This window comes from Flagellimonas beolgyonensis (genome assembly GCF_003992615.1).
Lineage (GTDB): Bacteria > Bacteroidota > Bacteroidia > Flavobacteriales > Flavobacteriaceae > Flagellimonas > Flagellimonas beolgyonensis.
The window spans coordinates 149,066-164,365 of the sequence record NZ_RZMY01000017.1; the positions used below are offsets into that span (position 1 = coordinate 149,066).

14 protein-coding genes and 2 tRNA genes are annotated in these 15,300 nt (G+C 42.5%); 6 read left to right on the forward strand and 10 right to left on the reverse strand.

The genetic code is table 11. The features are described from left to right. Positions 1–13: 13 nt before the first annotated feature. From folB to EO131_RS13865, 3 genes are all read left to right on the forward strand, one after another. Positions 14–370, forward strand: a complete 357-nt coding sequence (gene folB / locus EO131_RS13860) for a dihydroneopterin aldolase (protein ID WP_127023390.1) — start codon at positions 14–16, stop codon at positions 368–370. Positions 371–430: 60 nt separating this feature from the next. Next, positions 431–502: transfer RNA gene (locus EO131_RS17185), tRNA-Cys, on the forward strand. A 94-nt stretch (positions 503–596) separates the two neighbouring features. Beyond that, positions 597–667 (forward strand) — tRNA-Cys (locus tag EO131_RS13865). A gap of 33 nt (positions 668–700) precedes the next feature. Here EO131_RS13865 and EO131_RS13870 read toward each other — a convergent pair. Genes EO131_RS13870 through rnr form a run of 3 tightly spaced genes read right to left on the reverse strand, consistent with a single transcriptional unit; the run spans position 701 to position 4,283 of the window. Continuing rightward, entirely contained in the window at positions 701–1,363 is a 663-nt protein-coding gene (locus EO131_RS13870; RefSeq protein ID WP_127023393.1) for a LysE family translocator, read from the reverse strand. Positions 1,364–1,366: 3 nt separating this feature from the next. Beyond that, positions 1,367–2,047: a head GIN domain-containing protein gene (locus EO131_RS13875; RefSeq protein WP_127023396.1), complete on the reverse strand. Its 681-nt coding sequence runs from the start codon at positions 2,045–2,047 to the stop codon at positions 1,367–1,369. 52 nt (positions 2,048–2,099) lie between these two features. Further along, on the reverse strand, positions 2,100–4,283 hold the full coding sequence (rnr, locus tag EO131_RS13880) for a ribonuclease R (RefSeq protein ID WP_127023399.1): 2,184 nt from the start codon (positions 4,281–4,283) through the stop codon (positions 2,100–2,102). Between the two features lie 592 nt (positions 4,284–4,875). Between rnr and rpiB the strand changes: the two genes are divergently transcribed. The 3 genes from rpiB to EO131_RS13895 are packed head-to-tail and all read left to right on the forward strand — an operon-like array spanning position 4,876 to position 6,672. Continuing rightward, positions 4,876–5,307, forward strand: coding sequence for a ribose 5-phosphate isomerase B (gene rpiB, locus EO131_RS13885; protein ID WP_127023402.1), 432 nt, complete (start codon positions 4,876–4,878; stop codon positions 5,305–5,307). Positions 5,308–5,314: 7 nt separating this feature from the next. Beyond that, on the forward strand, positions 5,315–6,232 hold the full coding sequence (locus EO131_RS13890; RefSeq protein ID WP_127023405.1) for a cation diffusion facilitator family transporter: 918 nt from the start codon (positions 5,315–5,317) through the stop codon (positions 6,230–6,232). Continuing rightward, complete coding sequence (locus EO131_RS13895; protein WP_127023408.1) at positions 6,232–6,672, forward strand: GNAT family N-acetyltransferase; 441 nt, start codon at positions 6,232–6,234, stop codon at positions 6,670–6,672. The genes EO131_RS13890 and EO131_RS13895 overlap by 1 nt, the downstream gene beginning before the upstream one ends. 2 nt (positions 6,673–6,674) lie before the next feature. Here the strand turns inward: EO131_RS13895 and EO131_RS13900 are convergent, their stop codons facing one another. From EO131_RS13900 to EO131_RS13930, 7 genes are all read right to left on the reverse strand, one after another. Then, a complete protein-coding gene (locus EO131_RS13900) occupies positions 6,675–7,211 on the reverse strand; it encodes a hypothetical protein (protein ID WP_241243859.1) in 537 nt (178 codons plus the stop codon). Between the two features lie 55 nt (positions 7,212–7,266). Next, positions 7,267–8,514: a DNA (cytosine-5-)-methyltransferase gene (dcm, locus tag EO131_RS13905; RefSeq protein ID WP_127023414.1), complete on the reverse strand. Its 1,248-nt coding sequence runs from the start codon at positions 8,512–8,514 to the stop codon at positions 7,267–7,269. A 45-nt stretch (positions 8,515–8,559) separates the two neighbouring features. Next, positions 8,560–9,516, reverse strand: a complete 957-nt coding sequence (locus EO131_RS13910) for a hypothetical protein (RefSeq protein WP_127023417.1) — start codon at positions 9,514–9,516, stop codon at positions 8,560–8,562. 134 nt (positions 9,517–9,650) lie between these two features. Beyond that, on the reverse strand, positions 9,651–11,276 hold the full coding sequence (locus EO131_RS13915) for a S41 family peptidase (protein WP_127023420.1): 1,626 nt from the start codon (positions 11,274–11,276) through the stop codon (positions 9,651–9,653). Then, complete coding sequence (rnpA, locus tag EO131_RS13920) at positions 11,260–11,673, reverse strand: ribonuclease P protein component (RefSeq protein WP_127023423.1); 414 nt, start codon at positions 11,671–11,673, stop codon at positions 11,260–11,262. The genes EO131_RS13915 and rnpA overlap by 17 nt, the downstream gene beginning before the upstream one ends. A 122-nt stretch (positions 11,674–11,795) precedes the next feature. Beyond that, the gene (locus tag EO131_RS13925) at positions 11,796–13,646 is read right to left on the reverse strand and encodes a M1 family metallopeptidase (RefSeq protein ID WP_127023426.1); all 1,851 of its coding nucleotides are present in this window, start codon (positions 13,644–13,646) and stop codon (positions 11,796–11,798) included. Between the two features lie 3 nt (positions 13,647–13,649). Beyond that, entirely contained in the window at positions 13,650–15,299 is a 1,650-nt protein-coding gene (locus EO131_RS13930; RefSeq protein WP_127023429.1) for a S8 family peptidase, read from the reverse strand. Between the last annotated feature and the right edge of the window lies 1 nt (position 15,300).

Consider the following 15,300-nt stretch of genomic DNA (forward strand, 5'->3'; position numbering starts at 1 on the left):
AATCAATTGTGAAGTGGGAAAAATTAGGCTCAAAAACATTAGGATACATTCCAACCATGGCTGCTTACAGGAAGAAATGCTCATTGGTAGCGATTACCGAGTAGATCTTGAAATTTCGGCCGACCTTTCCCAGCCAGCTGTTTCAGACAAATTAAGCGAAACTGTCGATTACGTTCATTTGAACAATATTGTGAAAGAGGAGATGGCTATACGATCCAATCTCTTGGAACACGTTGCCAAAAGAATTATTGACCGTATTCTACTAGAAATCAATGAAGTTACCGAAATAGATGTGGAAGTGGCAAAAATAAACCCACCTATTGGCGGGGATGTGGAGAGCGTTTCGGTGAATCTCCGATATACTCGATAAACCGCTCCATGCTAAAAACAGTTCACGGTAAAGATTTTTTACTTTTGTTTATAGTAAAATGGCATTGTGGTCGAATTGGATAGACAAAGTCCCGCAAGGATTTTTATGGTGGTTCGAGTCCACCCGATGCCTCAAATTTAGGCTTTTTATTAAAGCACATTTATTTTTTTAGATAAGATCCAATCTAAAAAATTCATAAAATATTTATAGCTTTGCCAACCGAAATGGCATCGTGGCCGAGTGGCTAGGCAGAGCTCTGCAAAAGCTTGTACAGCGGTTCGAATCCGCTCGATGCCTCAAAACCCAGTACAAAGTGCTGGGTTTTTTGCTTTACAGCTTTTCTATTTTTTCGATTTCATCTTGGATATCGAACTTATCTTTGGGAATAAAACCTTTGACAATCAATACAATACCACAAATAACCAATACAATGCCCAGCCCTTTTTTAATCAATACAATACGTTCTTGGGTGAGGTAGCGCTTCAATTGTTTGGCCAAAAGAATTTTAAGCAGATCGGTACCAAAATATACCAATAGCACCGTTCCAAAAAACACAATCATGCGATCGGGACTATTATCCAAACTGGGACCAACTACAATGATCAGGCCCAACCAAAAGGCCAAAACGCCAATATTGATGAAATTCAACAAAAATCCTTTTACAAAAAGTCCCAGGTAATTTCCTTTTGTAGCTTGTAGATGGGTTTTCTTTTTTGGTTTTTTTACAAAAAGCACAATGCCATAAACCAGAAGAATCATACCACCAAAAACAAAAAGTCCAGGCTGATTGCTCAAATTTTCCAACAATTGATAACTACTGAAATAGGCAATCAACAGAAAAACAAGATCAGCAAAGATGACTCCTATATCCAAACTTACTCCCGCCCTAAAACCTTTGGTGGCACTTGTTTCCAGCAAAACAAAGAAAACGGGGCCGATCATAAAGCTCAATAAAAATCCCAGGGGTATGGCAGCTTGTATATCTTCAATCATCGTTTAATTCACTCTCTTTATTTTTCCACCGAACAAGGTTTGTTCATCCATTTTTTTTGGATCTCCGTATACCAATACTTCACCTCCGGCCTTAACATTGGCTTTTACATAGTCGGTTGCATAAATTTCGGCATTCCCGCCGGCATTTACACTTATGGTAGTAAACTTGGTCTTAAAGGTGCGTCCATTGTAGTGCCCACCGGTGTTAATGATCACATCTTGGTTGTTACTGAATCCACCAGCAAAGATTTCTCCTCCCGAAACTGCCTTGATCAATAACTGGTCCACTTGACAGTTTATTTCCAGATCACCGCCTTCTTGGGCCTTCAGTTCGAGCACATCCTGTACATAGGTTTCATCCGAGGTAATACGTGCATCCTCATTCACATCGATCACTACCAATTCTTCGGTATGGTAGAGATCAACATAGGTTCGGTAGCCACTAAAAATTTTATTGATTTCCATTCGGATTTTCAATACGCCATCATTATTGACAATGGCCACCTTATCGGTATTGGCACCTGTGATCACAGCTTTGTTCTTCTTACCGCGGATCAGGTTGATGGAAAGACCATCAAAACCCTTGACTTCGGTGAACTTTTGTAGGTTTTTGGTTACGGTTGTCTCCTGTGCTCCAATGAGTTGCAGCGATAGGAACAAAAACACAAACGTAATTGGTTTCATGTTATAAAAATTTGGTTATCAATAAAATAACAAATTTTATTCCAAAATTACATTACTCCTTTTTACCGATCAACGAAAAGTCGAGATGGCGCTTGATCAAATCGCTACTTTTTACCATCACATACACCTCATCACCCAATTGGTACATCCGCTTGGTACGTTCTCCCACAATGGCATATTGGCGCTCATCGAAATTATAGTAATCGTCCTTGATATCTCGTATACGGACCATACCCTCACATTTGTTTTCAATGATTTCCACATAAATGCCCCATTCGGTCACTCCGGAAATAACACCCAAAAACTCCTGATCTTTGTGATCCTCCATAAACTTGATCTGCATATACTTGATGGAGTCACGTTCCGCATTGGCCGCCAATTGTTCCATATTGGACGAATGTTTGCATTTCTCTTCATACAAGGCAGCTTTGGGCTGTTTGTCCCCATCCAAGTAGTGTTGTAACAATCGATGGACCATTACATCGGGGTACCTTCGAATTGGAGAGGTAAAATGTGTATAATACTCAAATCCCAATCCATAGTGCCCAATATTTTCGGTAGTGTACACTGCTTTGCTCATACTACGAATGGCCAAGGTATCCACCAAATTCTGTTCTTTCTTGCCTTTTACATCCTCCAACAACTTGTTTAGCGAACGATTGATGCTCTTTCTATCCTTTAGGTCTATACTATGTCCAAACCGGGAAATAACTCCATTCAAGGCCATTAATTTATCCTCATCGGGGCTATCGTGTATGCGATATACAAATGTCTTTTTCTGTTTACCGATAAATTCGGCCACCTTCCGGTTCGCCAACAACATAAATTCCTCAATCAACTTATTGGCCTCTTTGGCCTCCTTGAAAAACACTCCAACGGGTTCATTGTTTTCAGAAAGATGAAATTTTACCTCAATTTTATCAAAGGAAATAGCACCGGCATCCATACGTGCCTTTCGCATGATCTTGGCCAATCGATCAAAAGTGAGCACAGCTTCCACAACTTCATTGGAAACCGAATAGGCATTACCCCGAATTGAAATTTCCTTGGGAATAGTCGCCTCTTGGGTTTCAATTATGTGTTGGGCTTCTTCGTAGGCAAACCGTTCATTGGAATTAATGGCCGTTCGGCCAAACCATTGGTTGATTACATTCGCTTTTTCATCCAGTTCAAAAACAGCCGAAAAGGTATATTTTTCTTCATTGGGTCGTAACGAACAGGCTTGGTTGGACAACACTTCGGGCAACATGGGTACCACACGGTCCACCAGATAAACCGATGTGGCCCGATTATAGGCTTCATCTTCTAAAATGGTATCGGGCTGCACGTAATGTGATACGTCCGCAATATGGATCCCAATTTCAAAATTCCCGTTTTCCAATTTTTGAAAGGAGAGTGCATCATCAAAATCCTTCGCATCTTTGGGATCTATGGTAAAAGTGAGCACATTACGCATATCGCGACGCTTCGCAATCTCCGATTCTTTGATAGAGGTATCCAATTTTTTGGCAAACTGTTCCACCTCGTACGGAAATTCGTAGGGCAATCCATATTCGGCCAAAATGGCATGGATCTCGGTGTTATGTTCCCCGGGTTTGCCCAGAACCTCAATCACCGAACCATAGGGAGAATCGGCATCAGCTGGCCAATCGCCCAAACTGACCAGTACCTTATCCCCATCATTTGCTTTTTTCAGCTTCTCGAGCGGCACAAAAATATCAGTATACATTCTGGAGTCGGTAGGCCGTATAAAGGCAAAACGTTTTTGCTTGTCAACAATGCCCACATAGGACATTTTTTTACGTTCCAACACATTGGAAATCTCCCCTTCCATTTTTTTTCCCTTTCGTCTGGGTTTTAGGAATACCTCAACGGTATCACCATGAAAGGCCCTGTTCAATTTATTGAACGGAACAAAAATATCGTCGTCCAACTCATCCACGATCACATAGGCATTTCCGCTGCTGGTCAAATCTACCCTTCCGGTAAAATAGGTGTGCAACGATGGCTTTTTTTGATACTTGCCACGTTCCACCTCCGCAATACGATCGGTGGCTTTTAGTTGTCCCAATCGCTTGATCAATTCATTTCTATCCTGGGTGTCTGTAATCTCTAATTTTGAGGCTATCTGCTTATAATTGAAGCTCTTGGAAGGCTCTTTTTCCAATACAGTGAAGATACCTTTGGTAATCTCGTTCTTCCGCTGACTCCGTGCCCTCTTATTCTTTTTTGACATTAACGTCCTTATTTTTTTGAAAAGTACAAATTATAATTCTTGACACATAGGGAATACAGAAGTAATCACTTGTACAACCACTTTATCAACAATCATAATTATTATTCTTTTTCTTTCTTTCTTAAAATTTAAAAAATGATGATAGTGATGGGATGTTAATATGTGGAATAAAATTTTGATCAAAAAATTGCTTTGAACGATCAAATAACTTTTTCCACAATTTTTCAGACCAAAAGAAAAATGGAAATCAATGCTTTATAAATCTTATCCACGATTTTTGATAACCGTTGTCAACATCAATTTATTGAAAAGTTAATGTTTCCTTACTGTTAATTACCGTCGATAATTGTTTTATAGAAGTTGATTAATTTTTAATGGAATTTCTGCTGTACCAAAGAAAAAAATGTTACTTGATCTATTATCTGGATTGACAAAATTTAATTACGGTATTTTTTCTTAAAACAATCAACAAAATAGGCGATTTGTTAATTGATTGTGATTGAACAAAATGTAAAGTTTGATCGATTTTTATGAACAACGATACATTAAAAGATATTGTACCTTTGTTCCATATCCTCAAAATACCGAAAACATGAAAATAGCCATAGGAAACGATCATGCCGGAACAGACTATAAATTGGCCATAATGGGCCTGTTGAAATCCAAAGGTATCGAAGTCATCAATTACGGAACCGACGGCAGTGATAGTGTGGATTATCCAGATTTTACACACCCCGTAGCCACCGATGTGGAAGAAGGCAAAGTCGATTTTGGTATAGTGATCTGTGGAAGCGGCAACGGTGCTACAATGACCATCAATAAACACCAAAATGTTAGGGGTGCCCTGTGTTGGACGAAGGAAATCACCCAATTGGCCAGAGAGCACAATGATGCCAATATCCTTAGCTTACCCGCACGTTTTATTGCCTTACCACAAGCATTGGATATGGTTGAAACCTTCTTGAACACCCAATTTGAAGGGGGTCGTCATGAAAGAAGGATAGAAAAAATTCCATGTAGATAGTCATTTTATGGGACATCACCATCACCATGATCACGGTCATTCCCATCCTGATTTGAAGGGGAGAAACCTGCTCATATCCATTATTTTAAACATAGTAATAACCCTTTCCCAAATTATAGGTGGGTTTATTTCAGGAAGTTTGGCCCTGTTATCGGATGCGCTTCACAACTTCAGTGATGTACTTTCATTGATTATTAGTTATGGTGCCCGAATATTGGGCAAGAAAAAAGCCTGCAGCAACAAAACCTTCGGTTATAAACGGGCTGAAATTATGGCGGCCTTTGTAAATGCAGCTACCCTGGTAGTTGTGGCCATTATTTTAATGAAGGAAGCCGTGGAACGATTGGTCAATCCCCAGGAAATCGAATCGGATTTGGTGATTTGGCTTTCTTTGATAGCCATTTTTGCCAATGGTTTTAGTGTATTGTTGTTGAAAAAGGATGCACAGGACAACATGAACATGCGTTCGGCCTATTTGCACCTATTGACGGACATGATGGCTTCGGTGGCGGTATTGATCGGTGGTCTGTTGATGATGTTCTATCAAATTTATTGGGTGGATGCCGTGTTGACCATGATCATTGGCCTGTATTTGATCTATATGGGGTACGACCTATTGAAGGAATCGACCAAAGTTTTGATGCTTTTTACCCCAAAAAGGGTAATCATACAGGATATTGTCGATTCCATCTGCACCATAGAAAAAGTAAAGAATGTGCACCACGTGCATATTTGGCAACTCAATGAGGATGAAGTGCACATGGAGGCCCATATCGATTTTAGGGAAGACATCAAGCTATCACAATTCGATGCTATTCTGGAAGAAATAGAGGAGCATGTCTATCACAGACATGGGATCAACCATGTCAATATTCAACCGGAGTTTGACAAATGCGATTCAAAAAGCATAATTGTCCAAGATTAATGGAGGTCCAAGTAAAAACCTTTCAAGAACTTTCCACAACGGAACTCTACCAGATATTGCGTTTACGGAGCGAGGTATTTGTGGTGGAGCAGGACTGTGTGTACCAAGATATGGACAACAAGGACCAAAAGGCCCTGCATGTGATTGGATCTAAGAACGGAACGGTTGTTGCCTACACTCGAATTTTTAAACCCGGGGATTACTTTGACAATGCCAGTATCGGAAGGGTGGTAGTGGCCGAGGACCAACGTAAATTTGGTTTGGGAAAGGTAATTATGAAAGCATCCATACAGGCTGTTGAACAGCGATTTCCACAATCACCTATCGAAATATCGGCCCAATCGTATCTTCTAAAGTTTTATTCCGATTTGGGCTTTTCCGCATTTGGAGCCGAATATTTGGAAGATGGGATTCCGCATACCCGAATGGTAAAAAAGTAAGATCAGATCAACCGTTTCGCCACACCAATCCGGACTAAATAATCCAATCTTAAAATCAAATTGATGGGTTTTTCGGCCTTGTTCTGGGTTGAAAAGTACAGATAACCTTCCTTTTTTGGATTCAATTCTTTTAACTCGAGTTTGCCATGAAGGTTTTTGTGCACCAAAGTAAGTTCTCCTAAAAACTTTTTTGTCAAGCCCAATGTTGACAGATGCGCCAAAAGTTTTTCTCGGTTCACAAAAGTGATGTTGCAGGAAGTAAACACATCTTTTTCATCGGAAAAAATGTTGGTGACCAAAGCATAAAACTGCGTTTTTTTGGCTGTGTCGAACAACCATCCTTGTTTTTGCCCTCCCCTTTTTTCATATATCAATTCAAAAGCAAAAGTGGGCAAGGTTTCATTCACATAATCCAATTGCGCCTTTTCATCCACAGAATAAGAGATACCGGTGCGCTTGTCCGTAAAGATCATATCGATTCCTTGAAGTTGTTGTTTTTTCTCGGCAATACGCTCAAAGGTTGAATGTTTCAAATACATTGAGTAGTATTTGTCCAATAAAGGGGTCAGTCGTTGTTCTTTGGATAGGTCATTTTCAAAGTGGCTCTTCAATTTGGGAAATTTTCTGGAACAAGACCGAACCGATCTGTTCCACAATCCCAACCACTAGGGCATTGCCCATAAAAAAGGCCCGTTTGGCATCGGGTATGCCCTCCAAAAGCGTATGATTGTCCGGAAACATGTTCAACCGTTCCAATTCAACAGGTGAAAGTCTTCGCAGTCCCTTGGAGGTTTGGACAACGTGCTTGAACCGGGAAGGGCTTTTACCGCCCTCGCCGGTTATAATAGTTCTGGAAGGTTGATCGAGTGCGTCGGGAAACACCATGCTCCCTTCGCTATAATGGTATTCAAAACCAGCATTGGTTTTTCTAATCTCTTTTTTGGCCCCTTTCAAATACTGCCATTTGGGCAGATCGGCAGCATCTATATACAATTCTGGGGATGCAGTTCCATTTTCCAGGATATCCCCCAGCAGCGTTCTGTTGCCATCAAAGGAGGGCATTGTTTTGATGGTTGTTACTTTTCCACCAACACACACCCCGGAATTTAAAAATGGGGATAGCGCCTTCTCTTTTTCCGTGTTGAAATGCTCGGAAACCGAAACTAGATCAACATCCAATTCAAAAGTGGTAGAATTTTGTGGGGAAATTGACACAGGAAAAGCCTCACTTAGGGTACCCTCTTTTACAATCCAAGTTTTTGGATCGGAGTTTTCGATTTTTTTAAAAAGGGCTGTCGATTCGTGATACGCGAGAAAAAAAACGCGCCTTCGGCGCTGAGGCATACCATACTCGGCCGCATTGATCACTCGCCATTCCACCGCATAGCCCAAATCCGATAAACTCCGCAACATAACCGCAAAATCACGCCCACGTTGATTCGAAGGCGATTTCAACAGTCGGTCCACATTTTCAAGAAAAAGGTATTTGGGTTTGTTCTTTTTTTCGGAAAGAATCCGATGAATGGACCACCAAAGCACCCCTTTTTTACCCAGAAGGCCTTTGGAATTTTTTAAACTGGTGGCTACGGAATAGTCTTGGCAAGGAAACCCCCCTACCAATAAGTCGAAATCGGGAATGGCCGAAGTGGGTACTTCTTCAATATTGGTGTTGGAATGGCCAGTTTTACCAAAACGGGCCTCATAGACTTTCGATGCATGTTGGGTTTTGGTTGAAGGCTCCCATTGGTTGCTCCACACTACTTTGTAGTGTCCGGTTTTTTCCAATCCCAATCGGAAACCACCCACACCGGCGAAAAGTTCACAGACCCTTACTTGTTGCATGCCCAAAAATAGGATTTATTCAATGCTAATTGAAAGCCGATGCATTTAAAAAATATTTTGGTAGAAAGCCTCAATGATCACACTTGAAAAAACAAAAAGTACCAACAACAACAAAAAGCGGGTAAAACTGGACAGATCGTTATTTTCCAAGTTCTCGGTAAGTCTGGAAATTTCAGGGCAATCGGCTAAATACATAATGTCCACATGGTCGATTTCCGATAAGGCACCCACCTCAAGTTTGCCCACTACTTTTCGATCGCTTCCTTTGCATTCCACTCCTGAAAAATCTTTGAAAGTATACGAAAACTGGACGACGGGGTTGTCGTTGACCATGGCCCCTGTATCCTTGTAGGAATCAACGGTTGCCGAGGCATAAATGCCATTGTAAAGCAAATCCCAATGCTTAGCTCTGTTTTTACCATTTTCAACCAATCCGATTTTTTGCAAAAGAAAGTGGAGAAAAAGTACCACACCCGTAAAAATCAAACCCATTTGCCAAATTTCCGAACGGGCCAAGATAGACTCATATTTTTCTGGATTCGATGTTATCCGTTCCAGGGCCTCACCCATAAAAATATAGCATCCGATGCTGTAAAGAATAATTTTTAGGCTGCAGCCCAATAAAAAGGCAAACGAAATTCGACAATTGCCCGATGTAAGGGATATGGGATCCTTTGGTTTTTTGGAGCTATTGATCGTAACCTGGACTTTTTTATCGGTAACAAATCGGCCTAGTTCCGGTTTACTGTCCCACACCCGAATTTTTCTTTGAATGGTTTGACCGGACAAGTTTTCAAAAAGCAACAAAAGCTCCAAAAGTGGTTTTTTGCCAAGTTTCAAGGTGTTCACGGCCAATATGGTGGCCTCCCTTGTGAAAAGTGCTCCTTGGGTTTGGTTTTTCCAGATACAGAAGGCACGGCAAAAGCATTTGCACATCAATTTGTAGAGCCAATAGAGCAAAATGGAACCCACCAAAGCCAGGGTTATCCAAGTATAGACCATCGCGTGTTTTTGGTTAAAATACTACGCTTCGGACATTTGGAACCCTCAATTTGACCGTTGTAGTCTATGGGTTGATGAAAGTCCTTTATGAATTGTTTACGACCTTCAAAAAAATAACCCAAAAGATGGGTTGCCTACTTCAGAATGCTTCGATATTTGCTAGTATCGGCCAACAATTCCTTGGCGGTCAAGATGGCATCATCATGTTTCAGGTAATAACGATAAAGGCCATCTCGGTAAAAATACCTGGTAATGATCTCGTCTTCCAGATTTTTCCTGATTTCATTTTGGTACGTATCAAGGGCCGTAATCTTACCTCTGTTCACTGCCAACAGGAGGTCTTTGTATTTTTCCTGAACCTCAGGGCCCAATAAGGAGTCGTCTGTATTAATGGATTGCTCCAACAGTTCCTCGGTTTTGGTCTGAAAGGTAAAATTCTGGTTTTTGGCGTATAGTTTGAATGCCTCAAAATCAGCATCGGAAAAAACAAAATCATTTTCTGATGCAAAAGAATGGTCGTAATAATAATTGGTCGCAAAGTCGAAAATGATACTATTGCGTTCAAGAGCATCGATAAGCGAGTTGCTGGATAGGGAATTTATGGTCACGTCGGGCATTACACCGCCGCCATCCCAAACCTTACGGCCATTACGGGTTGTGAACTCCTTAAAATTGGTGTTACGTACCGCTTTTCCCTCTTCATCACGGTTCCAATAATCCAAGGATTGGATACACCTTCCGGATGGGGTGTAATAACGCGAAATGGTCACCTTCAATTGGGTGCCATAGGTCAGTTTAAGGGGACGTTGCACCAATCCCTTTCCAAAGCTACGTGCTCCCACGATAACCGCACGGTCCAGATCTTGCAGTCCGCCCGAAACAATTTCACTGGCAGAGGCACTTTTGCCATCCACCAAGACCACGAGCGGGATATCCACATCTTCCGGTTGGTTCTTGGTTTTGTATTCTTGATTGAATTTTTTCACCTTGGACTTGGTGGTCACGATCAGTTCACCTTTGGGCACAAACAGGTTGGTTACATTAATAGCCTCGGAAAGCAGTCCGCCAGGGTTGCCCCTCAAATCCAAAACCAAGCGTTCCGCTCCTTTCCCCTTTAAGTCTTGCATAGCAGATTTCGTCTGGCTGGATGCTTTTTGATTGAATCGGGACAGTACAATGTAGCCTGTTTTGTCGTCGATCATGTCGTAAAAGGGAACGGCATCCACTTCAACCCCTTCACGGGTAATGGTAGCGGTTTTGGTTTCTCCTTGACGCACATAGGTTACATTGACCGAGGTATTGTTGGCCCCCTTGAGCAGTTCACTGGCATTGTCATCAAAATCGGCCACATTGGTCTCACCGATTTTTATGATCTCATCCCCGGCCTTAAGGCCGGCCTTGTCGGCGGCATATCCTTTGTAGGGCTCAACTATCACCAATTTGCTTTCATAGGAACGGACCAACGCTCCGATACCGGAGTATTCTCCTGCGTTATTGATTTTATAGGCTTCCACATCCTGTTCGTTCAAAAACTGGGTGTATGGGTCCAATTCGTCCAACATATTTTTTATGGCCGAATCCATAAGTTCTGCCGGATTGGTCTCGTCCACATAGTTCATGTTGAGCTCCTTGAACAGGGTGGTAAAAATTTCAATCTGCTTGGCAATCTCAAAAAAATCACTTTTAAAACCACTGGCCACCACCAACACGGTAACAGCCAAAATGGGGACCAAAACTTTCTTTCTAATCAATTTCTTCATGGCATTCATTTTCTTTAAAAGCCGCCAACACTTTTTTCATGGCCAAATCCACTTCGGCAAAGTTGGGCTCCTTGTTGCCAAGGTATAAAAATAAGAACGCATAGGTTCCTTCAATGTTGTTAAAAATGAGGGGCTTGTTCAATCGATACGCTTCTCGTAACAACCGCTTGATCCGGTTTCTATCGACCGCTTTTTTGAATTTTTTCTTCGGGGCCACAACACCGACCTTGATGGGAACCTTGTCTTCATTGGTTGTTTTGAGATAGATCAGTTTGATGGGATATTCGCGCAGGTTTTTTCCTTCCACAAAGAGGGACTCAATTGTTTTTTTGCTCTTGAGTTTTTCTTTTTTGGGAAAGGTAAGGGCGGTACGATTTGGATCTAGTTGCTTATTCAATGGACATCCGTAAACTTCCCCAGCGGGGATATTTATTTAAGGGCAAATTACTCAATAAAATGGTTTGTAAAGAAATAGGGCGGGCCAACTTGGCCCGCCCTTATCATATTTTAGCCGATGAATTACGGGTTCGCTTGATAAACATTGTTTTCCCCATCCACATCAGCCATAAGCTGGGAGGGGTCGATCATAATGGCCTGAACCTCTTCCAAAGGCATATTGATGTCGAATTCATAGGTTGGGTAGGCCCATGCCCAATTATCCAAAACGGTGCGCTCCAAATTGGGGTACGGATTATCCTTTTGCCCGAACATCATGCGTAAAGGAATGTAGTACGTCTCTTGGGAACCATCTTTCCCTACCACCAAAATATCCAACGGCATGGGCATTTCGCCGATACGTTCCAACGCCACTTTTGTTTTATCCCCGTTCGCTTCCACACTTTTGATACCGTAGTCGATTGTGTTGGTGGTCATGGTCCAATCGGTCAAATACCAGTTGAGTTCCATGCCCGAAACCTTTTCAGCCGTCCGTTTGATATCGTTCGGGGTTGGGTGTTTAAATTTGAAGTCTTCGTAATACTTCTGAATGGTCTCCATCAATTTGTCCTGACCAATGATGTACCCCAATTGCGAAAGAAAGATGGAACCTTTGCTATAAGCCGAAATACCGTATGCAAAATTGGTGGTATACCTGTCGGAATGGGTGGTCTGCGGCATTTCCAAACCTGAATTGACCAGAGCGTAATATCCGCGGTACGACCCTTCAAAGGGGTTTTGCTTGTTCTGCTCCATAATCTGGTTCATACACAAACTGCTGATAAAGGAGGTGAATCCTTCATCCATCCAAGCATGTTCCGATTCGTTGGTGGCCAAAATATGCTGGAACCAGGAGTGGGCCATTTCGTGCACCATAACACCGACCAAACTACCGAATTCACGATTTCCTGTGATCAAGGTGCTCATGGCGTATTCCATGCCCCCATCGCCACCCTGCACCACAGAGTATTGCTCATACGGGTATTTGCCGATATTCTTGCTGAAAAAGGCCATGGCCTCAGCTGTTTTGGGCTGTAATTTTTTCCAGTTTTCAACAAATTCTGGGTTGTTTTTGTAGAAGAAATGAAGGGTAGGCCCATTTTCCATGTCCAAAGTATCATGGATATAATCAGGATCCGCGGCCCACATAAAATCATGCACATTGGGCGCCAAAAAATGCCAGGTGAGGGTTTTCCCTTTGGTTTTTACCTTGGTACCCGGGGTTTCGTAACCATGCCCGATTTCATCGGGATTTTGCAAATAGCCGGTACCTCCAACGGTATATTCCTTGTCCAAGGTGATCTTCACATCAAAATTGCCCCACACACCATGAAACTCACGGGCGATGTAGGGATTGGGGTGCCATCCTTCAAAATCATATTCCGACATTTTGGGATACCATTGGCTCATGGAAAGTGCCACGCCTTCGGTACTGTTTCTTCCTGAACGTCGAATTTGAAGGGGAACCTGTCCTTTAAAGATCATTTCAAAAGTGGTTTTACCTCCAGATGGAATCGGTTTGGCCAGATCCACCACCAAAATGGTGCCCTCTTCCTTAAAATTAACCGGTTGCCCGTCCTGAGTCAGGGTCAGTGCATGCAGGTATCCCATTTCGCTTTCGGATAGTGAAGAGATCCTGCTTTGGTCACCATCCATCATTCGTTTGTCGGGATCTTTAATATTTTGCAACCGAATATCCATTTCGCTGCCCGGTTGAAAGGCATTGTAGTACAAATGATAAAATACACGATCCAATTCGTCGGGCGAGTTGTTCGTGTAGACCAATTTTTGGGTTCCGGTGTACTGGTAGGTTTTCACATCCATATCAACGGCCATGGTATAATCCACATGTTGTTGCCAATAGCAGGCATCTTGTGCCCACATCATTGAAATTCCTGAGAAAACCGTCAAAAAGAATACTTGTAAATGTTTCATATCTTATTTTGAGTTACTGTCCAATGTCATTTTACCTTTTGAGATGTTATCCGCCAAAATCAACGCATTGTAGGCATTCACCATTTTTCCGGATTTTGAGATTTTATCAAAAGTGGTGGCCTTGGTTTCATCACCAGCCACAATAACGGAGGCTTTGGTTTTTAATCCGGATTCCATGATGATGTTTTTGATCTGTGGAGCGGATAGGTTCGGATAATACGAACGAATAAGTGCCGCAACACCCGCAACGGCCGGCGCAGCCATCGAAGTCCCACCCTGAAATTCATAATCGTTGTTCGGCATGGTGGAATAGATTTTATCCCCGGGGGCGAACACATCCACATTTTGATTTCCGTAGTTGGAGAAAGTAGCCACCATTTCGGAACCATAGCCGCTTGCAAGCGCTCCGACCGTGATCACATTGTCCACAAATTCAGTATTGCCAAATTTATGGTCGTTAGGGTAATTGGGATTTTCTGGGTCATCAAGATCATTACCATCGTTTCCTGCGGCATGTACGATCAAAACATCGCGGGATGCGGCATAGGAAATGGCCTCATACACCCATTGGGCTTCCGGCGAAAACGCTTTGCCAAAACTACAATTGATGATGGAGGCACCATTGTCCACGGCGTATCGGATACCCAAGGCGATATCTTTGTCATACTCATCCCCGTTTGGCACGGCACGAATACTCATGATCTCCACATTTTGGGCCACCCCGTTAACGCCTTTTCCGTTGTTCCGTTGGGCAGCGATGATTCCCGCCACGTGGGTTCCATGGCTTTCGGTATCCACTTGGTTTTTTGGGTTGCCGTTTCCATAGGGAACATCGGTAATGTCATACGGATCGTCACCAACAGGAGTACGTCCGTTAAAATCTTTGTTGAGGTTGTAGTTTACCTGATCGGCAAAATAAGTGATGCCCTCTTCCAATTCTGATATAACCCCGGAAATACTGTCGCCATAGGCGAACATTTGCGACAATACCGCAATGCTTTGTTCCATTTGGGGCGTTTTGGCTTCAATGGACAACAAATCTTCTTTGGTATAGGTGTCTTTTCCAAGGGCTTCTTTCACGTTTTTATCGGCACCTTTCACCACTTGGTAAATTTGCTCGTACTGCTGTTTGTTCTGCAGCGCTTTCGGATATTCCTCATCCAACATCAATCTGGCCTTGGCGCGATCCGAAGCATCCCCAATGTTTAGGCGCAACATGCGTACATATTCCAACTGTTCGTTATAGGCATCCCCTAAAAAGTTATAGCCATGTACATCGTCCACATAGCCGTTGCCATCATCGTCCTTGCCGTTGTTTGGGATTTCATCGGTATTTGTCCAAAGCACATTTTTAATATCCTCGTGTTCCAGGTCCATGCCCGAATCTAAAACGGCCACCACAATGGTTTTTCCTTTTCTGTTCTTAATGATTTCGTCATAGGCGCGATCAACGCTCATGCCCGGAATGGTATCCCTTAACAGGTCCAAGTGCCCCCAATGCTTTTTTTCATAATCGGTCAGTTCCGAAATCTTTAGGGGAACGGTATCGATGTTCTCAACTGGGGTGGAGACTAAGGAGGTTGATCCACATCCCATCAAAAACAGCGACGCGGAGAAGGATAGGAATGCCAGTTTATTGTATGTGCGGTTCATA

Excerpts from the sequence above, each read along its gene's own strand:
- EO131_RS13910 (WP_127023417.1), bottom strand. The coding sequence starts at position 9,516 with ATGGTCTATACTTGGATAACCCTGGCTTTGGTGGGTTCCATTTTGCTC.
- EO131_RS13930 (WP_127023429.1), bottom strand. The coding sequence starts at position 15,299 with ATGAACCGCACATACAATAAACTGGCATTCCTATCCTTCTCCGCGTCG.
- rpiB (WP_127023402.1), top strand. The coding sequence starts at position 4,876 with ATGAAAATAGCCATAGGAAACGATCATGCCGGAACAGACTATAAATTG.
- EO131_RS13895 (WP_127023408.1), top strand. The coding sequence starts at position 6,232 with ATGGAGGTCCAAGTAAAAACCTTTCAAGAACTTTCCACAACGGAACTC.
- EO131_RS13925 (WP_127023426.1), bottom strand. The coding sequence starts at position 13,646 with ATGAAACATTTACAAGTATTCTTTTTGACGGTTTTCTCAGGAATTTCA.
- EO131_RS13900 (WP_241243859.1), bottom strand. The coding sequence starts at position 7,211 with ATGTATTTGAAACATTCAACCTTTGAGCGTATTGCCGAGAAAAAACAA.
- EO131_RS13875 (WP_127023396.1), bottom strand. The coding sequence starts at position 2,047 with ATGAAACCAATTACGTTTGTGTTTTTGTTCCTATCGCTGCAACTCATT.
- EO131_RS13870 (WP_127023393.1), bottom strand. The coding sequence starts at position 1,363 with ATGATTGAAGATATACAAGCTGCCATACCCCTGGGATTTTTATTGAGC.
- dcm (WP_127023414.1), bottom strand. The coding sequence starts at position 8,514 with ATGCAACAAGTAAGGGTCTGTGAACTTTTCGCCGGTGTGGGTGGTTTC.
- EO131_RS13915 (WP_127023420.1), bottom strand. The coding sequence starts at position 11,276 with ATGAAGAAATTGATTAGAAAGAAAGTTTTGGTCCCCATTTTGGCTGTT.
- EO131_RS13890 (WP_127023405.1), top strand. The coding sequence starts at position 5,315 with ATGGGACATCACCATCACCATGATCACGGTCATTCCCATCCTGATTTG.
- rnr (WP_127023399.1), bottom strand. The coding sequence starts at position 4,283 with ATGTCAAAAAAGAATAAGAGGGCACGGAGTCAGCGGAAGAACGAGATT.